The organism is Paenibacillus polymyxa (assembly GCF_015710975.1).
GTDB classification, from domain to species: Bacteria; Bacillota; Bacilli; order Paenibacillales; family Paenibacillaceae; genus Paenibacillus; species Paenibacillus polymyxa.
Window position 1 is genome coordinate 1519102 of sequence record NZ_CP049783.1, and the last position, 20765, is coordinate 1539866.

The following is a 20765-nucleotide window of genomic DNA, read 5'->3' on the forward strand; positions in this document are numbered from 1 at the left end:
GCAAAATCAGGTATAGGCAACAAAGGAATGGCGATCTTGCGGGATCGCCCTTTGCTGCTTGCATGTAGAACTACGACATTTTGAATAGATATGTGGTTAATAATCCATATACAATAGCACATATAAGACGAACACAAGGAGGTGACGTTGTGGTCAGCATTAAAGATATCGCCAAACAGGCGGGCGTTTCCATATCTACCGTTTCATATGCTTTGAACGGTAGCGATAAGGTAACAGAAGAGACTTGCGCACGTATTTTGGCCATTGCCAAAGAGCTTAACTATGTGCCCAATGCCGCCGCACGGAATCTCAAGAAAAGGCAGACCAAAATTATTGGCGTATTCCTGACTGATTTTCGCGGAGACGTTTATGGAGATTTGCTGTACGGCATCAAGGAAATTTTGAACCGCAAGGGCTATGACCTCATTGTCTGCAGCGGCAAGCAATCACATCGAATGCTGCCAGAACGCATGATTGACGGTGCCATCGTACTGGATCAGACGTTTGATAGTCAGGAGCTGCTGAACTACGCCGAGCGCGGACATAAAATTGTCGTATTGGACCGCGAACTGAATCATCCTAACATTAACCAGGTGCTGCTGGATAACAAAGCAGGTGCCGCGCTCGCCATAGAGCATCTATTGGAATTGGGACACCGCAAGCTATATGTTGTGACCGGACCAGAAGGTTCTTATGATTCCTGGCAGCGGATGCAGGCGGTCAAGCAGACCATTGAGCGTAGCGGCGTCGCCGAGATGATTGAAATTGACGGCAATTTCGAGAAATCGGGCGGTGAGCAGGCGGCTGAGATCATTTTACAGCAGCAGGCTCGCCCAGATTCGGAACCTGTAGCTGTATTTTGTCTCAATGATGAAATGGCCGTAGGCTTTTACAATCGAATGGCTCAGTCAGAGCTTACCATTGGCAAGGATGTTCATATCGTCGGCTTTGATAATATCGAGCTGGCGCAATATATTCAGCCCCGGCTGACAACGATAGACTACTCCAAGCGCAAATGGGGCGCTGTAGCCGCTGAACAGGTTCTCAAAATCATTGCCGGGGAAGACGTGGAGCATGAACGGTTGTACGTTACGCTTGTCCAAAGAGAATCGGCAGGCGCGGCGCTCATCACCCAAGACCAGCAGGAGCACTAATGAATCGTACAGAAGTGCCCCCACCTACCCACTTCCAAAAAAAAGAACTTCCACTGTCCCAAAATGGGTAGGAAGTTCTTTTAGCTATACTTATTTAACCTAACAAAACCTCAAGTAAATTCGCCAACGACCGTAAGGGATTGGCAATCGTCAGCCCTGTCTCCAACTCCACCTGCAACGCAGCATCAACCATCGATAACTGTGCTACAGCCAGCCCTCTGCTGGGATCAGCCTTCCTCAATTCATGCAATGAACGAACCAGCAATTCCTCATACTCATCTTTACGTCCCTGCATAATCAGTTCAAAAGCGCCCTCCACCACCTTGACCTCTATTAAAGAAGAGAGGTCCGGCTTGCCTAATAGATTGGCCGTATGATAAAGACGCTTCATCGTGCCCTCTACGGTAGCCGGATTCGTGAATACCAAGGTTCGTGGCAGCAAATCATCACACATCTCATGAAATAGAGGCTCATCCAGTGCGACAATTGGCGTAGGCATTGACCCTTGAGCCTTCTCCGCCAAAGCAATATAATTCGTACACGTTATCAAAATAACGTCTAGATCGCTTTGAGACATCCATCTCAGCTGCTCTTCTACCTTGCGACTGGCATCATCTGAAGAAAAATGCGGATCCGACGATACCCGGCGCATAAGTCCCGGTTCCACAAAATGTACCAGCTCCACCTCATAAGAAGCAAAAGCTCGTTCCACATAGGCAATGTTCGAGTGATGCGCATGCAGGCAACCCACACGTTGCTTCAAGTCTTCCACCGTCCAACCCCCTGATATGTTTGCCCCATTTTAACAGGAACCGGACGGTCTGGACAGTGCCAATCAGATCACATGACGAGCGTATTCTTTAAAATTTACTGTTCGTATTTTTCCACTCTGTTTTAGCTGGAATCTCCTGAACTACATCCCAATGCTCGGCTATTTTGCCGTTCTCCACACGGAACAGATCATAGACAGCAGCTGAGATTCCCTTAGGAGATTTCAGTTCACTTACAACCAGCACGAAGTTGCCTTCTCCAAGAACCATATGCACCTGATCATATCCAATAGAAGCTCCTTGACCCGTAGCGGATAATGCTTGCTTCAGACTGGATACACCGTCACCAAAAAGAGGATTATGCTGAATGTACTGATCCCCATTATAATAGCTTTCCAATGCTGCACGATTTTTGCCAACCAGCACATCATCTACAAACTTGCGGATCAGCGTTTTGTTTGTCTCGGTTTGGTTGAGATCCGTGACTTGTGTTGTTCCGTCAATCATGGTATGTCCACTTGGATTGGTTGGAGCCGAGTCCTGCATGTTATCCCAATGCTCAACAATTTTACCATTGCTATCGAAGCGGAAAATATCAAAAGCAATGCTCGTTTTCCCTGCAATAGACTTTTTATAATGTACTGCTACATCATTGCCATCCTGAATAACCCGCTGGACTTCGACCAGCACATTGGCTCCCTTGGATTGGCTAATCCCTTGCAAAAAGGCATCTCTCCCGCTAGCAAAGCTCGGATTATGCTGAATGTACTGATCTTTGCTGATCCAAGCCTCAGCTGCTTTCGTATCGCCCGTTTCAAAGCTCTTCAGAATCTCTACAACCTTATCCTTATTACTCACCCCGATTTGCAAGGTTTGGCTGGCCGGGTCCCAAATCACTTGCTTGCCCCACGCTTCTTTGACGACATCAACTGGTACATAGGTTACCCCTTGCTTGGTCAAGATGGTCGAGGTGGATAGTGGTACCTTAATCCCGTTGATTTGCGCTTCCGGACTGCCTGATACCAGTACAACCGTCGCTTGATCATAACGAATCGTCGTACTTTGACGCGCCGTATTGAATGTAATATGCTTGGCGTCCAGCGGAATTCCCAAACTAGTAGCCAATTGTCTCAGGGGGATCAACACCTGCTTATTTCTCACGATAGGCGCAATTTTGTAAGCCTCCTTCTTGCCATCTACCCAAACCTGGATACCCGTAGCAGGTTTTACGTCGGCTGCTAAAGCCGGTACAGCAGAAGACAGAACGAGCAAGCCAGCAATTGCAGCAGTAACCGTATGTTTTTTCATGAATGTAAGCCCCTCTCAACCTGTAAAATAGAGTATGGAACGCAATTTCTCTTTATGTAACTAGTGTGGTTGCAGTTAACTACGAAGGTATATGAACTCTTCCCCACCTATATAACTTTAAACCCCATTTAAATCATTTGAAACCTTATTAACCCTCCTTTGAATTTTTATACTTATGACCGTTGTCATGCAAGTCACAAACCTTCGAATAAAGGATATGGAAAGCAATAACAATGTATGATCATCCTCATCATTTTATTATAAATAACATGTACTAATGAAGGTAGCTCAAAAAAAACGGCTCCTATCACCAAGCGAATGGACGCTTTTTGAATAGAAAGCCGCTGTTACCTCATTCATATTGTTATACAGATAACGTCCTCCGAAACTTGATAAAGCTCCCAATTCGCCAGATTGAGATATATACCAGCGCCATCGTAATGGCCAGCATGCTAATTTCGGTCGTACCCAAACTACTGAGGTATTGAGTCAGAACAACCCGAATCAAAATAATAGCGATAATAATATACTTAAAATATTGGTTCGGCTTGGGATAGATGAGACCGTCATCCCGTCTTTCATACGCCGTATGCAGCAAAATAACGTAGCCAAACAGAGCCCCTAATAACCCAGCAACCAGTAGCTCCCAAAAGGCGGGAGGCGCGTACGTTTGACCAGGAATATGCATCAATTGATATACCGATATCATCATAGCTGGGAAAGCGATAAACATAGGGAGCAAAATCCGAAATCCTTTTCCCTTTACCGGGCCCCTTCGTCTTTTGGTTCTCAACCAAATCATCAGACCCACCAGAACAGCCATCAATGCATAGATAAAGATTGTCGCCATGGTGAAATTCCTTTCTAATATAGAGTCATTTATCCTAAGTTAAATCGACAGTTTTTTCTCCAGCAAATAAGCGTTCAAGCGGATCAATGCATATGCAGCAACCCAACTAATCAACACCGCAACCGGAAAATGCCAGGTAAAAGGAAACCACTGTCCGTTGTGAACATGATGAAACTGCTCATAAATCCGCTGATCGCCTGACCAATAAAAGACGCTTCCTCCACCCATCAAAAGAATCCACAGGATTGGGCTAAGCGGCCGCAAGGTGCTATATTTGGTACTGGCCGTCAGCAGACCCAGCGCAATAACCAACGGCGTAAAGGCGATAATCATTACAAACCAGTTTAAGCCGGCTATCATAAAAGACGCTGCATCCGCAAACGTATAAGCCTGTATGGTCGATGAGATAAATAGCGCGTATAGAGAACCTACTACAAACAAGAGCAATATCACGACAATGGTTTGTAAAATAGCAGCAATCCATTTGGCGCTAATTAGCCACATACGCGGATAGGGAAGGGTCAGCCACCATCCGTAGGTGTCATTTTCCCATTCTCTTCTCAGCATTCCCACACCCATGAAAACAATCATGTACGGCAAGCCCAGGGTGACATACCACAGCCTTGTCAATTCGAGTTCATTGTGAAGAGCGAAGTACAAGGAAATCGCGAACGCCGCAATTAGAAATAGTGAAAAATATACAAGTCTCCACGATCTGGGCAGTCGATTGCGGCTTTGCTTTCTCCAGCTTCCTTTATTTCGAAATTCATGGCGTATTAAATCTTTGAACAGCCCGAATGAATTCACGCCTTCCACTCCCTTTTGTACAAATTGCGGAACACCTGGTTCAGCGAGCCATGCTCTGCACGCAGATCATCCGATTCACCAGACCATATCACTCGCCCGCGGTCCATCATGACCGTGTAATCAAACAAGCCTTCCACTTCCTGAATATCATGTGTGCTAATGAGTATAGATTGTTGCCGATCCTCCAAATAATCAATAATCCCAGCTACGATCGCTTCTCTAGAGAGAACATCAATACCTACAAAAGGTTCATCCAGGATCATAAGCGGTACTTCTCGTGCCAGGCACAGAATCAGCAGCACACGCGCCTCCTGTCCGCGACTCAACCCGGCCATCTTTAGCTCCAATTCCACATCCATATGGTCAGCAAGTTTATAGGCATCCTTTATATTGAAGCCAGGCAAAAAGGACTTCCCCCATTCTAGCGTCTGCTGAACTGTATGATTGGGATACCAACGTGCCCGGTCAGGAAGATAGGATATATTCCGGTTGGTTTCCCAGCCAGGCTGTTGGCCCAGCACCTGAAGCTCGCCCCCGTCCGGCTGAATTAACCCCGTGATGGCTCGAAAGAGGCTGGACTTCCCGCAGCCATTGGGCCCAAGCACACCTACAATACGTCCTGCCGGAATGACGACATCCAGTTGGTCCAATGCTTTTTTATTTCCATATTGCTTCATCAGCTGCTTTGCAGTTACCACAGACTCCGTCATGCCTTTTCGCCTCCTTCCTTGTGATCTCCGTCCTGTCGGCTTCTTATATATTGCTGTACATCTTCCCAGGATAATCCCAGGCTGCTCATCTGTCCGAGAAACTGATCGATATACGTCATAGCCAATTGTTCCCGAAAGCTGGCAATCCGCTCACTGGACGAAGTTACATACGTACCCAGACCGCGTCGCTTCTCAGTCAATCCGTCCCGTTCCAGCTCCTGATACGCCCGCATCACGGTATTCGGATTCATACGCAATTCCTGCGCCAGATCACGCACAGATGGCATTTTGCTTCCCATTTCAATCTCTCCTTTAGCAATGGAGCTTCGTACTTGATTTAATATTTGTTCATATAATGGCTGGCTAAAGTCTATTAAAAATCGGAACGAGCCAACCCGTTGTTCTTCCATGGGTGTTTCCCCCTAATTCGGCTGTATCTATCGTGCCTGTAGTGTATTATATCACTTAATACACGTAATACAATAGCAATTCGTTAAAATGCTAGTCCTGCCTTGCAAATTCCATTCAGTAAATGCTCAGCTTGCGCTCAGATAGCATTCAAGTTAATCCCTTATGATGTATCACGTACCCAACAAACCATAAACGAAAGGTGGAAAATGAAGATGAAGAGCACCAAGAAAGCAATTTTGGCCGGAACGTTGGCGTTGGCATTTTTAGGAGGCGGAGCGCTGTACTCCACAGGCGCAGCCCATGCTGCTTCAACTACACCTGAGAAGGCTCCTACTGCAAGTAAAGCACAGGCACCTAAGGGAAACCCTGGCGATGCTAACGGTCCACAAATCGCAGGAGGAAACTATGCTGAGAACAAGGCTCTCCTGAAACTATTGAAATTGTCCTCCAGTCAGTTGGATACACAGTTGAAGGCTGGTAAATCCCTTGCTACGATCGCCAAAGCACAAGGCGTGAGCGTAAACTCCGTGATTGATGTGATGGTCTCGGATATGAAGTCAAAACTCGCTACGGAAAAACAAAACGGCAAGATTACCGCAAGCGAATATAATCAGCGTGTTTCCAACCTGAAGCAAATGATTACCGATATGGTGAATGGCGTTAAGCCTTCTAAGCCACCAGTAGACGGGGCTAAAGGAGAAGCAGGTAAAGCTCCAGCTAAAACAGATGCGGCTAAGGCTCCTGCTAAGCCAAATGCAGCTCAAGCCTCTGATAAGCAAAAATAGCTACAGCTTCTTTTTTCCAAAAGCTGTAGCTCGATAAGTCACATTCATAAGAACGATTTGTTAATCTGACACAGCCACTCCACAATAATAAATCTCCATCCGGCCTCCCTGTACGGATCGAGAATGAATAAGCCTGCCCTCTGCTACGATACAACAGAAGAGGACAGGCTTATTTTTCATGTACTTGATACAATATGTGGTAAACTAACTTAAGCCAGAGATCACACTTTTTATCCTGATTCAGCAAAAGGAGTATGTAATGAAAATAAATAAACAGGAATTTCATGTACAAGGAGTAAGCTATATCATTAGATCGGCTATGATTCAAGATGCGATGAATTTGTCTGAAATCCGCTTACTGATAGATGGAGAGACTGAAAATTTAGACAGAGAAAAGGGAGAAGCATTCATAAGTACATCCGGTTTTGAACAGCTTATTAAAGCCGATACAGAGCACGCCAAAAATCTATTTTTAGTTGCGGTCGTTCATGATAAAGTCGTTGGATTTTCAAGATGTGAAGGTCATGTTCTGCGTCGATTCGCTCATAAAGTTGAATTCGGTGTGTGTGTACAAAAGGATTTCTGGGGGTATGGAATCGGGACGAATCTTCTGAAAAAATCCATTTCCTGGGCAGACTCTAACGGCATCCAGAAAATGAGCCTACAAGTTCTAGAAACCAATAATAAAGCCATTGAACTTTATAAAAAGCATGGATTTGAAATCGAAGGGTTATTAAAAAACGACAAGATTCTCTCAGATGGTCAATACTACAACACCATAATCATGGGAAGATTCCATAACTAAAAAAGATCCTGTTCCACAGGATCTTTCATCATTTCGAGGCGATATTGGCCCTAGTAGCGATAATCATCGTAGGGATTGCGATTACGATAATGGTCTCGCGGCTGTTGGGCTGCGGTAATCATCAAAAATATGCCTGAGAGCAGGTGCATTAACCAGCCTACAAATGGAATCCACCCAACAACCGAGGTCACAATCCCTAAAATAGATCCATAATAAGTCTCTTTATTAGTTACCGATAGCACCAACGTCACTATGTGGAAAATCAACATAAAGAACAATACAGTATACGCAGAATTTATGACGAGCAGCCCGCCCAAAACAGGAATAGCAAAAAATAGCTCCAATCCGCCCGTAATCCATTTTAATGTTTTTGATGGTGTCATTGTTCCACTCTCCCAATGCTGTTTCATTCCATAAGTATATCCTATCCCCATGCAGGATGACATACATATTTTACTAATTCTATACTTGTATAGCGGCGATCTCACCCCTTTTTCGAATGAGCTAAGCCCTGGCTACATATATGTGAGAGAGAACGAAATTTCGTGATTTTTAAAGGGGGGAGCATCATGGGATATTATATTGAAGTGGAACGTGGCGTTAAGCTGTATGTAGAAGATATAGGAGAAGGCATCCCTGTTTTGATGGTGCACGGCTGGCCGCTGGACCATCGAATGTACGAATACCAGGTTGCCCAGTTGCCTGCTTACGGATACCGCTGTATTCAAGTTGATCTTAGGGGGTTCGGGAAGTCTGATCGACCATGGCATGGCTACAATTATGATCGACTGGCAGACGATCTCCTGGCTGTTATACAGGCCCTTCAATTAAGCCATATACGGCTGATCGGTTTTTCTATGGGGGGAGCAATTGTCACGCGCTACATGAGCAGACATAGGGGATGGGGTGTTGATCAGCTAATTTTGATCGGAGCTGCCACGCCTCGGTTTACCCCAACCAGCGACTTTCCTTACGGCACTCCTGTCGCAGAGGTAGATAAACTCATCAAACAAGCCTATACAGATCGTCCGCAACTGGTAACATCATTTGGCGAAATGTTGTTCGCCAAACCCGTCAGCCAGAGTTTACGTGACTGGTTACGTGATCAGGGCTTTGCGGCTTCGGTTCATAGCATGGCTTGTACTTTGTATTCACTGCGTGACTCTGATTTACGGCCCGATTTGCCATGTATACACGTGCCTACGTGGATTCTACACGGCAAGCTGGATCGGGTCTGCCCTTTCCCTCTAGCGCTCCAAACTCAAAAAGGAATTGCCGGCTCCAGGCTTATTCCTTTCGAACGAAGTGGTCACGGTGTATTTTATGAAGCACTACCTGAATTTAATTCCACCTTACTGAGCATACTATCCCCATCCTCTATACACCCTAATTGAAAGCCTGTTCTCAGAAAAACAAAAAAGACGCCTCAGCGCCGTTACGGCTATGGGGCATCTTTTACTACAAACATGTATCCGCTTAGGATTGTTTGGTATGATTAAAGCTCGTATTGTTTAAAACAGCCAGCTTTTTCTCGCCCTTCACCATGGCAGAACCGCAAATGGGGCATGTCGGCTCGACAGAAAAAGCGAAGTTATCCCGCATCCAGCCGTTGCATGTATCACTGGCGCAATTCCAAACAGTTGTAATTTCCTCAGGAATTTCATCCATTGGCTTTTTCCGTGAATTGTACATAAACATCCCTCTTTCTTCATGATTTATAAAGCGATAAGATGTAATCAGTTCAAAAACGGTCTTGTGAACAGATAAAAACAAATGCCCCAAACGCTATGTTCGGGGCATCTGAAGTAGGCTGTAATTTAAAATTACAGTTTTACAACGTTCTCAGCTTGTGGTCCACGGTTTCCTTCAACTACGTTGAATTCTACGCGTTGGCCTTCGTCCAAAGATTTGAAACCTTCGCCTTGGATTGCGGAGAAGTGTACGAATACATCGCTTCCACCTTCAACTTCGATGAAACCGAAACCTTTTTCTGCGTTAAACCATTTAACTGTACCTGTTTGCATGGAATTACCTCCAAAATATATTTATATGACCTTTATTTTTTACAAATAAAAATTCACATATTGCACAAGGTTATTTCAACCTAAAACAATAACCCTCTACAATATGTGAATCTCAGGTCACAATTTCAATATACTCATATTACCATAAGTGTATTGAAAACGCAAGCACTGGAGAATTTAATTTATGCAGAGTGCTTATGTCATCTATTGCTGCCTCAAGCTGTCTCCATTAGACAAGAGTGAGTCATTAACGCCTACTTAAAACATTATATCCGCAATTGCTTCCTATTATACCAGTAATCAAGAAATAAATATACACAACGTTGCGCAGGAGATGAACTTCTTGAGAAAAAGTCCATCCCCTGCTTTGTTTGCTCATTTTAATTACAAATCCGCTAGTGCTTTAATTTCCTCTGCTGTCAGCGCTTTGTTATATAACTGTACCTCGTCCATGCTGCCGTTAAAGTAGGCATCAGCGACAAAGCGGCTTTTACCGAGATACGCCTCGTTTGTCAGCAACTCATTAGGGTTAAAGGTAATACCGTCATTTACAGCTACTTCTTCACCATTTACATACAGCTTCCCTGTATTCCCCTCCAGTGTAACCGCCACATGGGTCCACTGGTTTAGAGGTAATGATGATTTGGAGAGCAGGCTCTGATCCGTACCTTCATGGATTGTAAACTGGAGTACACCGCTTCCTTGAGAAGGGGTGAGGAACATATGACGAGCCTGGCCGTTGCCGAAATCAAAAATCCGTTGCCAAGCGGCTCCGCCCTTCCAGTTTACCCAAGCGGAAAAGGTAAAGTCCTTCGCATCCGTTACCGTGTTGGGCAGCTGCACGTAACCATCCTTGCCGTTCAGGGCAAGAGCACCGCCAAGCTTCCCATCTTTATCCCATGTGGCACCACCATAGGCCTTACCGTCGAGTTGATTATATGTGCTGTCGACAACCGAAGTTCCTTGGTCCTCACTCCACGAGTAACGTGCGAGCTGAGGGCCTTGAGCCTGCTCGGGAACAATGGCACTAAAACTTTTCTTTGCTGTAGCTTTGTCCTTTTTAATAGTCGCCGTCAATGTAACTGCTGCAGGCTGGGAACCGGCTTCTGGACGGTACACTTCACCAGTGACAGAAATAATCTCAGGGCGGGAAGATTCCCACGAAATCGTGGTATCTTGTGCAGCTTGAGTAGGTAGCGTGAGATCATAAAAAACGTTGCTTGTGTCGCCTAGACTCAGATCCTTCTGCACTGCAGCTACAATCTTGCTGGCCTTCAGATCAGGCTTTAGCGAACCCCATACTGCAACACCCTTGGAGGACAGTGCGGTAAAAGCAAGGGTTTTGGCTCCCGTGTCTGGATCACGGTGCCGCAGGAATACCCCTTTGTACTTCGCACCATCTGCTGTAATTTCCAGCTGATTGTTTGCCCCCAGCTTCCATGTACCGTTCACTCCGCCAGACAGTTTGCCACCGTGATCCAGATTGACGGTAACAGCTTGCTTAATATTGGATGAAATTTCCTTCCCGTGATTTACATACGAGTATTGACCGATGACATCCTTCTCTGACAGCTTTTTCAGTGAATCCTCATCTCCTGAATAGCGATAAGGAGCAACTACAGGCCAACCATCGGCGTTCATGAACATTTCATGTACACGCACTTCAAACTGCTCACCTCTCCCCGGAAAACGGGAGTGAAAAATGACAAAATGCTTTTTCGTCTTGGGATCATAATAAGCCGAGTTATGTCCGGGCGACACATAGCCTGTTCCCAGCCCTGTTCCCGGATCACCAATTTCTCTTGGAATTAGGTAATTACCTATTAACTTGACGCCGTATGGCTCAATGGAAGCGTCATCAAAAAGAGGTTTGTCAGGATTCGCTTTAACCTTGATCATGTCGTTGCCTTCAGCATCGTAGAAAGGACCATCCGGTGTTTTGGACCGAGCCACACGCAAGTTATATCCGCCATCCGCTGACAATCCGCCATAGGACAGGAACAAGTAATAGTAGTCCGTTTGTGGACTGTATTGTATGTACGGCCCCTCCATACGAGCATGGTTACCGCCCGTCAGTTTTTTCCCGTAGCCTTGGCCTGGTAAAGGCTTCCCTGTTTTTTCATCCATCTGCATAATGAAAATGCCTCCGGAGTAGGAGCCATATACCATCCACAGCTTGCCGTTCTTATCATAGAAAGTGTCAGGGTCTACGGCATTGGGATGCTTGGTTGCGTCATAGATCGTCCCATCTTCACTCGGTTGATCCCACATGCCGGACTTCAGGAAAATTCCTTTATTCTTATAAGGTCCTTCAATTTTATCAGCCACCGCTAGGCCCATAGCTGAACGCGGGGAGTCTCCTTTACAAGCGTTATAGTACATATAAAACTTGCCATCCGCCAGTTGAATAACATCCGCTGCCCACAGCGTGTCTGTCTGCGCCCAATCCAGCGCTTCCTTTAATTCTTCTTTGACGTTGGGAATCAATGCATTACCATTTGCCACACCTGTCGCAATTGTATCCCAATTCATGAGGTCTTTGGACTTGGCAGCCGCCAGATGTGAGCCAAAAATGTAAAATATATCTTTCACTTTCAGGATGGATGGATCATGTACGGAAGTCTCCTTGAAGGAAACAGCCTTTTTACTTTGGCTTAAAATATTATTCAGACCTTGAGCTTGAAGGATGGTTTGCTCCAGACTTTGAATCCCAACTGTATCTGAATTGAGTGTGGACTCGGCGCCCACCAAAGAAGCAGGTAACAACAGTGCACCTGCCAGAGAAGCAGCCGTTACTTTACGAACAAATAATTGCTTCATAAATCAATCTCCTCTCGTTTTGAACATTCCTGCTAACATAAAACAATAATGAATAAGACGGTCAGGATTATGTTTGTATTAACTTCTCCACTCTTAAATTAAATGTTGATCATCCCCCTCTTTGAATTAAAGCGCTTTCAACTAATGTGAAAAATAAAACCTCCTGCTGTTAAGAAGGACGATTCAAACCTGACGGTCAATCGTATCTCTATATTATTCAATGAATATGGAAAATTCAATATGTAATTTTATAATTTTATGAATTATTCGTTTAATTATTAACCTTAATAAATGTGTTGCTTTAATTCCTAGTTTAAAGTTATAATTTGACAAGTAAAATTCTATATGTTACCTGCCGATATATCTAAAAAGAATTGTTTTACGATGAATATAATACAAATATTTACATTTTATGAGGAGGTGAAAATTTATGCAATGGTATTTAAATGGATTAAAAAACTATGTAGGATTCCAAGGTAGAGCAAGACGTACAGAATACTGGATGTTTGTTCTATTTAGTGTAATTGCCAGTTTTATAGTCGGTCTGATCGATGGTCTTTTGGGCTTAACTCCAATATTGACTCTCATCTACTCTCTGGCTGTCCTGTTGCCATCCTTGGCAGTTCTTGCTCGCAGACTGCACGACACGGGTAAAAGCGGTTGGTGGATTCTGATTGCTCTTGTGCCATTCGGTGGCATTGTACTGCTTGTATTCGCATGCCTAGACAGTCAGCCTGGCGACAATAAGTATGGGAAAAATCCTAAATTGTAATTTGATGTAGTTGGTCTAAAACCTCTTTCACTTTTGTGAAGGAGGTTTTTTTATACCCGCTTTTCCCCTATCGAAATTCCAGCTATAAGTTTACCAAGAGACTCCAGCGTCCATACTGGATTAAAAAGTATCCTCAAAGAGAGGAAGAACGTACATGCGTTTTCGGAAAAGAACCCCCCTTAACAAATTTAGAAAGGCACCCGTTCAGCAAAGCGAGAGTAAGCCTGAACATCCCGCAGAACAGCTCAGTGCAAATATCGGAACCAATCTTCAGCAGATCAGACAAGCGCTTGGCAACAGCACCGACATCGTCATAAGAGAAATTCGAATCGGCAAGGACGGTGACCAGACCATTGCGATCCTCTATACCGACGGTTTGGTGGACCAAAATATAGTCTCCGACTTCATTATGGAATCAATGATGCTGGACAGCAGCTTGTCCAAGGACGTGGAATGCCGGATTCAAGCTTCCTCTAACGTCATGCAAATGTTGAAAGATTACGCCCTTACTATTGGCAGCATCCAGGATATTAATGACTTTGAAGCCTTATATAACGCGCTGTTGTCGGGGGATGCAATCATTTTGATTGGGGGTGAGACGCAGGCAATATCGGCCAGCGCACGTGGATGGAAGGATCGGGGGGTCACCGAGCCTGCCTCAGAAAATGTCGTCCGTGGGCCTCGGGAAGGATTTTCTGAGACATTGCGTACGAACACAGCCTTGATTCGACGTAAAATTAAAGATCCGAATCTATGGCTGGAGACCAAACAAATCGGTCGTGTAACCCAGACCGATGTCGCTGTCATGTATATAAAGGGGATTGTGAACCCTAAATTGGTTGAGGAAGTACATGAACGATTGAATCGCATAGATGTAGACGGCATTCTCGAAAGCGGGTATATCGAGGAATTAATCCAAGACAAAACCTTCACCCCCTTTCCGACAGTATACAATTCAGAACGCCCAGACGTGATCGCCGCCGAGCTGCTGGAAGGAAAAATTGCGATCCTAGTGGATGGTACCCCTTTTGTGCTTGTCGTGCCTGCATTATTTGTTTCCTTCCTGCATGCGGCGGAGGACTATTATCAGCGTGCAGACATTAGCAGCTTCATCCGTGTCCTTCGTTATACCGGAGTTTTTATTTCCTTGCTCGGTCCGTCCTTATATGTTGCCATCACTACGTTTCATCAGGAAATGCTGCCGACCTCACTGCTAATCGGTCTAGCAGCACAGCGCGAAGCGGTCCCCTTCCCTGCCTTTATTGAAGCACTCATGATGGAACTGACATTTGAAATATTGCGGGAAGCTGGCGTTCGCATGCCCAAGTACATTGGGGCAGCCGTCTCTATCGTCGGCACACTCGTCATTGGACAAGCTGCTGTCGAGGCGGGCATCATATCTGCGGCAATGGTTATTGTTGTATCGATTACTGCTATTTCCAGCTTTGTTCTTCCTGCCTACAATATGTCTATCGCTTTTCGCATGCTGCGGTTTCCCTTAATGGGGCTTGCCGCTTCCTTTGGGCTGTTCGGAATTATCGTCGGAGGCATTGCCCTGATCCTGCATATGTGCAGCCTTCGTTCATTCGGCGTTCCCTATATGACTCCTTTTGCACCTCTCATACCGGCAGACACCAAAGATACCATCTTTCGATTCCCTCACTGGATGATGATGTCACGTCCCCGGTTAGTCGATCAGAAAAATGTCAAACGTCGAAACAGCACTCCGCCCCGCAAATCACGGGAATAGAAAAAAGAGAAACCGTCAGAAAGGAGTGGATCATCATGAAGCGGAAGAAGGCGTTTCTCTTCCTGGTTCTTGCACTCGTCTTACTTCTGACAGGCTGTTGGAATCGTAGAGAGTTGAATGAGCTAGCCATCGCCGTCGGTATGGGAATCGATAAGCAAGGAGATCAATTCCGGGTCTCTATCCAAGTGGTGGACCCTGGCAAGGCATCGGCTAAAAAAGGAGCAGGAGGCGGGGCTCCAGCCACCTTGTATACAGAGGAGGCGGACACCATATTTGAAGCGATCCGAAAAATAACAACAATTAGTCCCCGGAGAATGTATTTTTCTCACCTGCGCATATGTGTTATCGGTGAGTCGTTAGCTGCCGAAGGGATGGCAAAATCTTTAGATTTACTCTCCAGATATCATCAGTTCCGCACTGATTTTTATATTGTAGTGTCCAAGGACGTTAGTGCGGAGGATACGTTGAAAATTATGACGCCTTTAAATCCGATTCCCGCCAATGACCTTTTTTCTTCCCTGGAAACATCACAGAAAAACTGGTCGCCTAGTACGACGGTAACCTTGGATGAATTGATTGCAGCTATGACTAGTGAAGGAAAGCAGCCTGTGTTGACAGGACTTCGGATCATTGGCAATAAAGAAATGGGAGAAACCAGCGACAATGTGCAAAAGATCGCTCCGTTCAGTCGTTTACAGTATTCAGGACTTGCTGTATTCAGAAAAGATCGACTAATCGGATGGTTAGATGAAACTGAAAGTAGGGGCTATAATTTTATCCTTGGCAAAGTGCAAAGCTCTGTCGGTTACGTTGCTTGCCCTAGAGGCGGCAAAGTCGTCTCCGAAATCATTCGCACCCAAACCACTGTAAAAGGAAGCACCTATAGGGGAGAGCCCCAGATTCATATTAAAATGCAGGTTGAGGCCAACGTGGGAGAAGTCGAGTGTACTGACCTCGATTTGACCAAGGTAGGAACGATTTATGACATTGAAAAGCAAGAAGAAGAAAAAATAGAAAATATTATGAAGTCGGCAGTTAGAAAGGCCCAACAATCGTACAAAACGGACATATTCGGATTCGGTGAAGCCATTCACCGCGCTGCCCCGAAGACTTGGAACAGACTGAAACAAAACTGGGATGAGGAACACTTTACAGAATTACCCGTAACGATCAAAGTCGATTTCAAGATTCGGCGCTTGGGCACCATTGGTAGCTCCTTTATTAATGATATGAAAGAGTAATTCCTCACTCCACAAAAGAAGGTGTTTTGCAAAGTGCTATCTCAAATCGTAAAAATCATCGGCATATTCCTCGTCGCTGCTGTAATTAGCTTAATTGAAGTCCCCGACATGTGGAAAAAAGGATTTAAAAAAGAGCTTTGGTTATTTTTCATCCTACTCTTTTTTGCGGTCGGAATTAGTTGTGCCAAGGTATTACACTGGCTCATTCCCACCCCCTGGATTGGATAACAGCCATATATAGACCATTCAGCAATTTCCTGATCCATATGGGCCTAATAAAATAAAGAGGAGGTGAAAAACGGGTGCCCGCACAAATCAAAATCTCAGCACGACAAATCATGATCATATCTGCTTTATTTACGGTCGGAAGTGCAATCCTCATCGTCCCTTCAGGGATGGCACTTGTAGCCAAACAAGATGCGTGGATTGCCGCGCTCGTGGGGGTCGGGGCTGGGCTACTTATCTTGTATATGTACAGCAAGCTTGCGGCGCTTTATCCAGAGAGGACCCTGGTTGAGATGATGGAAACTCTACTCGGAAAATGGTTAGGCAAAACCGTAGGTTTTCTATTTTTCACCCTACTATTCATTAATGCTCCTGTACCGGTGTTATTTTATTTAGGAAATTTTATGACTACTCAAATGATACCAGAAACGCCGATTCTAGCGGTGAATATTCTTTTTGCACTTATCATAGTATTCGCTGCTCGGCTGGGTCTCGAAGTCCTGGCTCGTTCGGCCGAACTGTTGTTTCCTTTATTTACTCTGCTGTATATTTCTTTTGTAGGTTTAGTGGTATCCAACATTAAGCTGGAAAATGTCCAACCTGTATTGGAGGCAGGAGTAGGGCCGATTTGGCCTGCTGCCCTGTCCTTTGTTAGCACAGTATTTATACCTCATATTATTTTGCTCATGATCTTCCCTTCTTCTATAAATCGTTCCGATCAAACCCGTAAAGCTTTTTTCATAGGAAGCCTGATTGGCGGATTAATGCTGGTCGTGGTGGTTGCATTGACAATTTTGGTATTTGGTCCTGACTTAACGGCAAGAAATATATATCCTAGCTATGCGTTAGCCAAAAAAATTAGCATTGGCAACTTTCTACAGCGCATCGAAGCCATCATGGCTACAATGTGGTTTATTTCACTTTTTTTTAGAATCACACTGTATATGCACACCACAGTGACAGCAATCGCCCAAATCTTTTGTCTGAAAAGCGATCGGCAACTGGTGCTTCCTCTCGGGATGTTATTAGTCATCCTGTCCATCATCGTGTACCCTAATGTCCCTTACCAACAAACCTATGATACAAAGACGTGGATTCCCTATTCTCTATCCATTGGGTTGTTTTTCCCCTTACTGCTGCTCTGTATTCATGGGATACGAACAATCTGGTCAAAGAAAAAAACAGCATCCAAAGGGTAAATCACACTCTTTTTTCGTTATCTGCGAATTTTTTTAGCGCTACCTGTTTACAATCTCCTCTTTTAGTTTATTTTAAACGAGTATTAAGCTGGCGCTAAGATTGGGCGTGTATGATGTATTTAAGAATCTGGTAACTACATAAGCCGGATGGGCTAAAGGCATAAACATCACTCCCGTTGGATATCCATATACCGTTCCACCCCGTCAGAAATTTAATGAAACACAAAAGGAGATTTACACTTATGAATCGAAAACGAATGTTGGTCATCTGCACACTGTTGCTGGCGTTATCTATTGGGCAGTCATCTACTTGGGGAAGTCGGGCTAATGCTGCTGCACTGGCTCCAGAGAGAGCCCTTCATGTACAGGACAATGAAGCTTCCAAGGATGATGATCTGTTGAAAGCACTGGGTATATCCTCGGATGAGCAATTATATGATGCGTTATATAATGGTCAAACCTTGGCTGATATTGCACAAACCCATAATCAGGATGCTCAGGCTATCGTTGATCTACAGGTAGCTCAGTTGACGGAGCAGTTGGATCAACGACTGGCCAATGAGAGCATTACCCTAGAGCAATACCAAGCCCATAAGGCAGAACTGACACAAGTCGTTGCCAAAAGTGTATTCGGGCTGTAAGCCTAGACACGACCGAACATCAAAAAGGCGCTGAACCCTTAGAGGATCAGCGCCTTTTCTGTATTGATATAACTTACGCTTGATATACCCGAATCAGATTGGTCGTGCCTGCCTCAGCGACAGGGACGCCTGCTGACAGGACTACAGTATCTCCTTTATGGATATATCCTGCATTCAGCGCGTTACGGATGGAAGATTCGAACATTTCATCCGTTGTGGCTACCTTATCCCCTTTAATCGGGAATACACCGGACAACAGGCAAATTTTAGCGAATACCGTGTTATTCGGAGTAACCGCAATGATCGGTGCCTTCGGACGATATTTGGACACCATACGAGCCGTGAATCCACTGGCAGTCGAGGTAATAATCGCTTTGGCATCCAGCTCCAGAGACGAACTCACCGCACCCTGACTAATGACTTCAGTAATGTTGGTGCTTTGGCGTGCTCTGCGCTTATCGAACTGCTCCTGGTAATCCAATTGGGATTCTGCACTGGCAGCTACCGCAGCCATGGTCCGTACGGATTCAACAGGGTATTTACCTGCAGCAGATTCGCCCGACAGCATCACTACGTCAGCTCCCTGCATAACGGCATTGAACACGTCACTAACTTCAGCTCTCGTCGGACGCGGGTTCACCTGCATGGACTCCAGCATGTGAGTAGCAACGATAACGGGCTTGCCGACCAGATTACATTTGTCGATCATTTCTTTTTGCATCACAGGCACGTCTTGAATTGGCACTTCCACGCCTAAGTCGCCACGAGCTACCATAATGCCGTCCGAAGCTTCGATGATATCATCCAGGTTTTCCATACCTTCGGCATTTTCAATTTTGGAATAAATCTGTACATGCTCGGCATGATGTCCCTTCAAAATTTCACGGATTTCACGGATGTCGTCGCCTTTACGCACAAAAGAAGCCGCAATAAGCTCGATACGCTGCTCCACCCCAAATTGAATGTGCTTCACGTCGCGCTCTGTTACGCCTGGAAGAGTTGTATGAATCCCTGGCAGATTCACACCTTTTCTCGGCTTCAAAATACCGCCGCTTACGATATTACAAATCATCTCGGTACCTTCGATGGAGGTTACAGTCAGATCAACCAAACCGTCGTCGATGAGAATACGGTCACCTGGTTTGATATCCTTCGGCATATCCGGGTAATTCACCGAAATACGATGCTCGTCCCCCAAAATCTCTTCCGTGGTCAGAATGAGCTGGCTGCCTGGCTTCAGTAGAACAGATGCCTCTTTCAGCTTGCCAATCCGTATTTCCGGTCCTTTAATATCCATCATGACAGGGATACAGGTATTCATTTCCTTCGCTGCCTGTCTCACATTTTCAATACGTTTAACATGATCCTCCAGCTCCCCATGAGCCATGTTCAAGCGAGCTACAGTCATACCAGCCTGGATCATTTCTTTTAACAAATCAATGGAGTCGCAGGCAGGTCCCATAGTACAAATAATTTTCGTTTTAAGCATAGTAATGTCATCCTCCTGAATGTCTTTACTGTATAACTTCTTCTCCACTTTGCTTCTCTATCTACATTAAACTTATATAGTCCTATTCTACCTGTACCCGTTCACCAAGACTATGAACTATAGTATGATGGATGTATTACAGTATGATGAATGTTGAAGACATTGGAGAGTGAGTTTTGTGATTACATTGACGGGTATACGGCAGGACAATGGCGTAGACTGGTATGAAAAGGCTGGTGCAAATACCGACAACGATGACTTGCTATTCATTTTGGTCACCTTTGGCAAATGTGTATATTGGGTGAACGATAGCAAGATCATTCTGGGCAAGGGTGAAGCACTGCTTTTACCCGCTCATCTGAATTACTATGGCAAGAGCATTCCTACACTTTTCCATACCAAGTATGTGATACATTGCCGCAAAACATGTACGAACAGCACACTTCCCATACTGAATACAGACCAGCCGTTATGGATCAAGCCCGGATGCTACGATTTGCTGCATGAACGGATCAAATCGATGTATTATCAATGGACTGAACACCCAAGCTACTACGCCCTGATGGCTGACTGTCTGCTGACCGAAGCCATGATTTATATGAACCAGGAATGGGACAAAGGTACCGTTCCTCGCGATAAAGAACGGCATGTAGAACATATGAAACAGTACATTCAGAATCACTACAGGGAAAAGGTAACCAAAGAAGAGCTTGGTGATGCCATTCGCAAAACCCCCAATTATGCCGCGACACTGCTGCGTGAGGTTACAGGCCAAACGATCAGCGAGCATGTACATACGCAACGTATTAAAACCGCTATCTACATGTTGACGGAGTCGCGGCTAACGATTCGTGAAATTTCGGAGTATGTGGGCTATAGTGATGTGTCCTATTTCCATCGGATCTTCAAACGGTTGACAGGTTGCTCGCCATCCGAGTTTCTGGATGAACGTTCCTCCATCGTCTAATCTGATAGCCTGAAGCAGAATTTCACAGATAAAAAAA

The 20765-nt window shown here is 45.1% G+C and carries 21 protein-coding genes; 10 read left to right on the forward strand and 11 right to left on the reverse strand.

Features of this window, described 5'->3' with window-relative positions:
* Positions 1-149: 149 nt before the first annotated feature.
* A complete protein-coding gene (locus G7035_RS06875) occupies positions 150-1154 on the forward strand; it encodes a LacI family DNA-binding transcriptional regulator (RefSeq protein ID WP_019685866.1) in 1005 nt (334 codons plus the stop codon).
* Between the two features lie 94 nt (positions 1155-1248).
* On the opposite strand, the gene G7035_RS06880 is transcribed toward G7035_RS06875, so the two are convergent.
* The 6 genes from G7035_RS06880 to G7035_RS06905 form a co-directional block, all read right to left on the reverse strand.
* The gene (locus tag G7035_RS06880) at positions 1249-1926 is read right to left on the reverse strand and encodes a hypothetical protein (protein ID WP_019685865.1); all 678 of its coding nucleotides are present in this window, start codon (positions 1924-1926) and stop codon (positions 1249-1251) included.
* Between the two features lie 88 nt (positions 1927-2014).
* Positions 2015-3232: a stalk domain-containing protein gene (locus G7035_RS06885; RefSeq protein WP_019685864.1), complete on the reverse strand. Its 1218-nt coding sequence runs from the start codon at positions 3230-3232 to the stop codon at positions 2015-2017.
* A 364-nt stretch (positions 3233-3596) separates the two neighbouring features.
* Positions 3597-4082 (reverse strand): cytochrome c biogenesis protein CcdC, encoded by a 486-nt coding sequence (locus G7035_RS06890; protein ID WP_017425683.1) that lies wholly within the window; start codon positions 4080-4082, stop codon positions 3597-3599.
* A 39-nt stretch (positions 4083-4121) separates the two neighbouring features.
* Positions 4122-4889, reverse strand: a complete 768-nt coding sequence (locus G7035_RS06895; protein ID WP_019685863.1) for an ABC transporter permease subunit — start codon at positions 4887-4889, stop codon at positions 4122-4124.
* Entirely contained in the window at positions 4886-5599 is a 714-nt protein-coding gene (locus G7035_RS06900; protein WP_019685862.1) for an ABC transporter ATP-binding protein, read from the reverse strand. Before G7035_RS06900 ends, G7035_RS06895 begins: the two co-directional genes overlap by 4 nt.
* Positions 5596-6009 carry a GntR family transcriptional regulator gene (locus G7035_RS06905; RefSeq protein ID WP_019685861.1) on the reverse strand — a complete coding sequence of 138 codons (414 nt, stop codon included), beginning with the start codon at positions 6007-6009 and terminating at the stop codon, positions 5596-5598. Before G7035_RS06905 ends, G7035_RS06900 begins: the two co-directional genes overlap by 4 nt.
* 213 nt (positions 6010-6222) lie before the next feature.
* Between G7035_RS06905 and G7035_RS06910 the strand changes: the two genes are divergently transcribed.
* Both G7035_RS06910 and G7035_RS06915 read left to right on the forward strand, forming a co-directional pair.
* On the forward strand, positions 6223-6795 hold the full coding sequence (locus tag G7035_RS06910; protein ID WP_019685860.1) for a hypothetical protein: 573 nt from the start codon (positions 6223-6225) through the stop codon (positions 6793-6795).
* A 259-nt stretch (positions 6796-7054) separates the two neighbouring features.
* Entirely contained in the window at positions 7055-7600 is a 546-nt protein-coding gene (locus G7035_RS06915; protein WP_019685859.1) for a GNAT family N-acetyltransferase, read from the forward strand.
* 50 nt (positions 7601-7650) lie between these two features.
* On the opposite strand, the gene G7035_RS06920 is transcribed toward G7035_RS06915, so the two are convergent.
* On the reverse strand, positions 7651-7983 hold the full coding sequence (locus G7035_RS06920; RefSeq protein ID WP_016820215.1) for a hypothetical protein: 333 nt from the start codon (positions 7981-7983) through the stop codon (positions 7651-7653).
* Between the two features lie 186 nt (positions 7984-8169).
* Here G7035_RS06920 and G7035_RS06925 point away from each other — a divergent pair, with 186 nt between their 5' ends.
* Positions 8170-8994 (forward strand): alpha/beta fold hydrolase, encoded by an 825-nt coding sequence (locus G7035_RS06925; RefSeq protein WP_019685858.1) that lies wholly within the window; start codon positions 8170-8172, stop codon positions 8992-8994.
* 82 nt (positions 8995-9076) lie between these two features.
* On the opposite strand, the gene G7035_RS06930 is transcribed toward G7035_RS06925, so the two are convergent.
* The 3 genes from G7035_RS06930 to abnB all read right to left on the reverse strand — a co-directional run bounded on the left by G7035_RS06930 (position 9077) and on the right by abnB (position 12444).
* Entirely contained in the window at positions 9077-9292 is a 216-nt protein-coding gene (locus G7035_RS06930; RefSeq protein ID WP_013308357.1) for a cold-shock protein, read from the reverse strand.
* A gap of 131 nt (positions 9293-9423) precedes the next feature.
* Positions 9424-9624, reverse strand: coding sequence for a cold-shock protein (locus G7035_RS06935; RefSeq protein WP_007428290.1), 201 nt, complete (start codon positions 9622-9624; stop codon positions 9424-9426).
* A gap of 384 nt (positions 9625-10008) precedes the next feature.
* A complete protein-coding gene (gene abnB / locus G7035_RS06940) occupies positions 10009-12444 on the reverse strand; it encodes an arabinan endo-1,5-alpha-L-arabinosidase AbnB (protein ID WP_019685857.1) in 2436 nt (811 codons plus the stop codon).
* Between the two features lie 430 nt (positions 12445-12874).
* Here abnB and G7035_RS06945 point away from each other — a divergent pair, with 430 nt between their 5' ends.
* From G7035_RS06945 to G7035_RS06965, 5 genes are all read left to right on the forward strand, one after another.
* Positions 12875-13216, forward strand: a complete 342-nt coding sequence (locus G7035_RS06945) for a DUF805 domain-containing protein (RefSeq protein ID WP_017425676.1) — start codon at positions 12875-12877, stop codon at positions 13214-13216.
* A gap of 154 nt (positions 13217-13370) precedes the next feature.
* Positions 13371-14966, forward strand: coding sequence for a spore germination protein (locus tag G7035_RS06950; RefSeq protein ID WP_019685856.1), 1596 nt, complete (start codon positions 13371-13373; stop codon positions 14964-14966).
* A gap of 35 nt (positions 14967-15001) precedes the next feature.
* Positions 15002-16207 (forward strand): Ger(x)C family spore germination protein, encoded by a 1206-nt coding sequence (locus tag G7035_RS06955; protein WP_019685855.1) that lies wholly within the window; start codon positions 15002-15004, stop codon positions 16205-16207.
* Between the two features lie 302 nt (positions 16208-16509).
* Complete coding sequence (locus tag G7035_RS06960) at positions 16510-17631, forward strand: GerAB/ArcD/ProY family transporter (RefSeq protein ID WP_019685854.1); 1122 nt, start codon at positions 16510-16512, stop codon at positions 17629-17631.
* A gap of 242 nt (positions 17632-17873) precedes the next feature.
* A complete protein-coding gene (locus tag G7035_RS06965) occupies positions 17874-18272 on the forward strand; it encodes a hypothetical protein (RefSeq protein WP_019685853.1) in 399 nt (132 codons plus the stop codon).
* 73 nt (positions 18273-18345) lie between these two features.
* Here G7035_RS06965 and pyk read toward each other — a convergent pair whose 3' ends face one another.
* Positions 18346-19761: a pyruvate kinase gene (pyk, locus tag G7035_RS06970; RefSeq protein ID WP_019685852.1), complete on the reverse strand. Its 1416-nt coding sequence runs from the start codon at positions 19759-19761 to the stop codon at positions 18346-18348.
* 178 nt (positions 19762-19939) lie between these two features.
* On the opposite strand from pyk, the gene G7035_RS06975 reads away from it, so the two are divergent.
* Entirely contained in the window at positions 19940-20728 is a 789-nt protein-coding gene (locus G7035_RS06975) for an AraC family transcriptional regulator (protein WP_016820209.1), read from the forward strand.
* The last annotated feature ends 37 nt before the right edge of the window (positions 20729-20765 follow it).

Coding starts and splice junctions, on each gene's coding strand:
- G7035_RS06910 (WP_019685860.1), top strand. CDS start 6,223: ATGAAGAGCACCAAGAAAGCAATTTTGGCCGGAACGTTGGCGTTGGCA.
- pyk (WP_019685852.1), bottom strand. CDS start 19,761: ATGCTTAAAACGAAAATTATTTGTACTATGGGACCTGCCTGCGACTCC.
- G7035_RS06945 (WP_017425676.1), top strand. CDS start 12,875: ATGCAATGGTATTTAAATGGATTAAAAAACTATGTAGGATTCCAAGGT.
- G7035_RS06935 (WP_007428290.1), bottom strand. CDS start 9,624: ATGCAAACAGGTACAGTTAAATGGTTTAACGCAGAAAAAGGTTTCGGT.
- G7035_RS06905 (WP_019685861.1), bottom strand. CDS start 6,009: ATGGAAGAACAACGGGTTGGCTCGTTCCGATTTTTAATAGACTTTAGC.
- G7035_RS06885 (WP_019685864.1), bottom strand. CDS start 3,232: ATGAAAAAACATACGGTTACTGCTGCAATTGCTGGCTTGCTCGTTCTG.
- G7035_RS06920 (WP_016820215.1), bottom strand. CDS start 7,983: ATGACACCATCAAAAACATTAAAATGGATTACGGGCGGATTGGAGCTA.
- G7035_RS06930 (WP_013308357.1), bottom strand. CDS start 9,292: ATGTACAATTCACGGAAAAAGCCAATGGATGAAATTCCTGAGGAAATT.
- G7035_RS06965 (WP_019685853.1), top strand. CDS start 17,874: ATGAATCGAAAACGAATGTTGGTCATCTGCACACTGTTGCTGGCGTTA.
- G7035_RS06900 (WP_019685862.1), bottom strand. CDS start 5,599: ATGACGGAGTCTGTGGTAACTGCAAAGCAGCTGATGAAGCAATATGGA.
- G7035_RS06915 (WP_019685859.1), top strand. CDS start 7,055: ATGAAAATAAATAAACAGGAATTTCATGTACAAGGAGTAAGCTATATC.
- G7035_RS06955 (WP_019685855.1), top strand. CDS start 15,002: ATGAAGCGGAAGAAGGCGTTTCTCTTCCTGGTTCTTGCACTCGTCTTA.
- G7035_RS06925 (WP_019685858.1), top strand. CDS start 8,170: ATGGGATATTATATTGAAGTGGAACGTGGCGTTAAGCTGTATGTAGAA.
- G7035_RS06950 (WP_019685856.1), top strand. CDS start 13,371: ATGCGTTTTCGGAAAAGAACCCCCCTTAACAAATTTAGAAAGGCACCC.
- abnB (WP_019685857.1), bottom strand. CDS start 12,444: ATGAAGCAATTATTTGTTCGTAAAGTAACGGCTGCTTCTCTGGCAGGT.
- G7035_RS06890 (WP_017425683.1), bottom strand. CDS start 4,082: ATGGCGACAATCTTTATCTATGCATTGATGGCTGTTCTGGTGGGTCTG.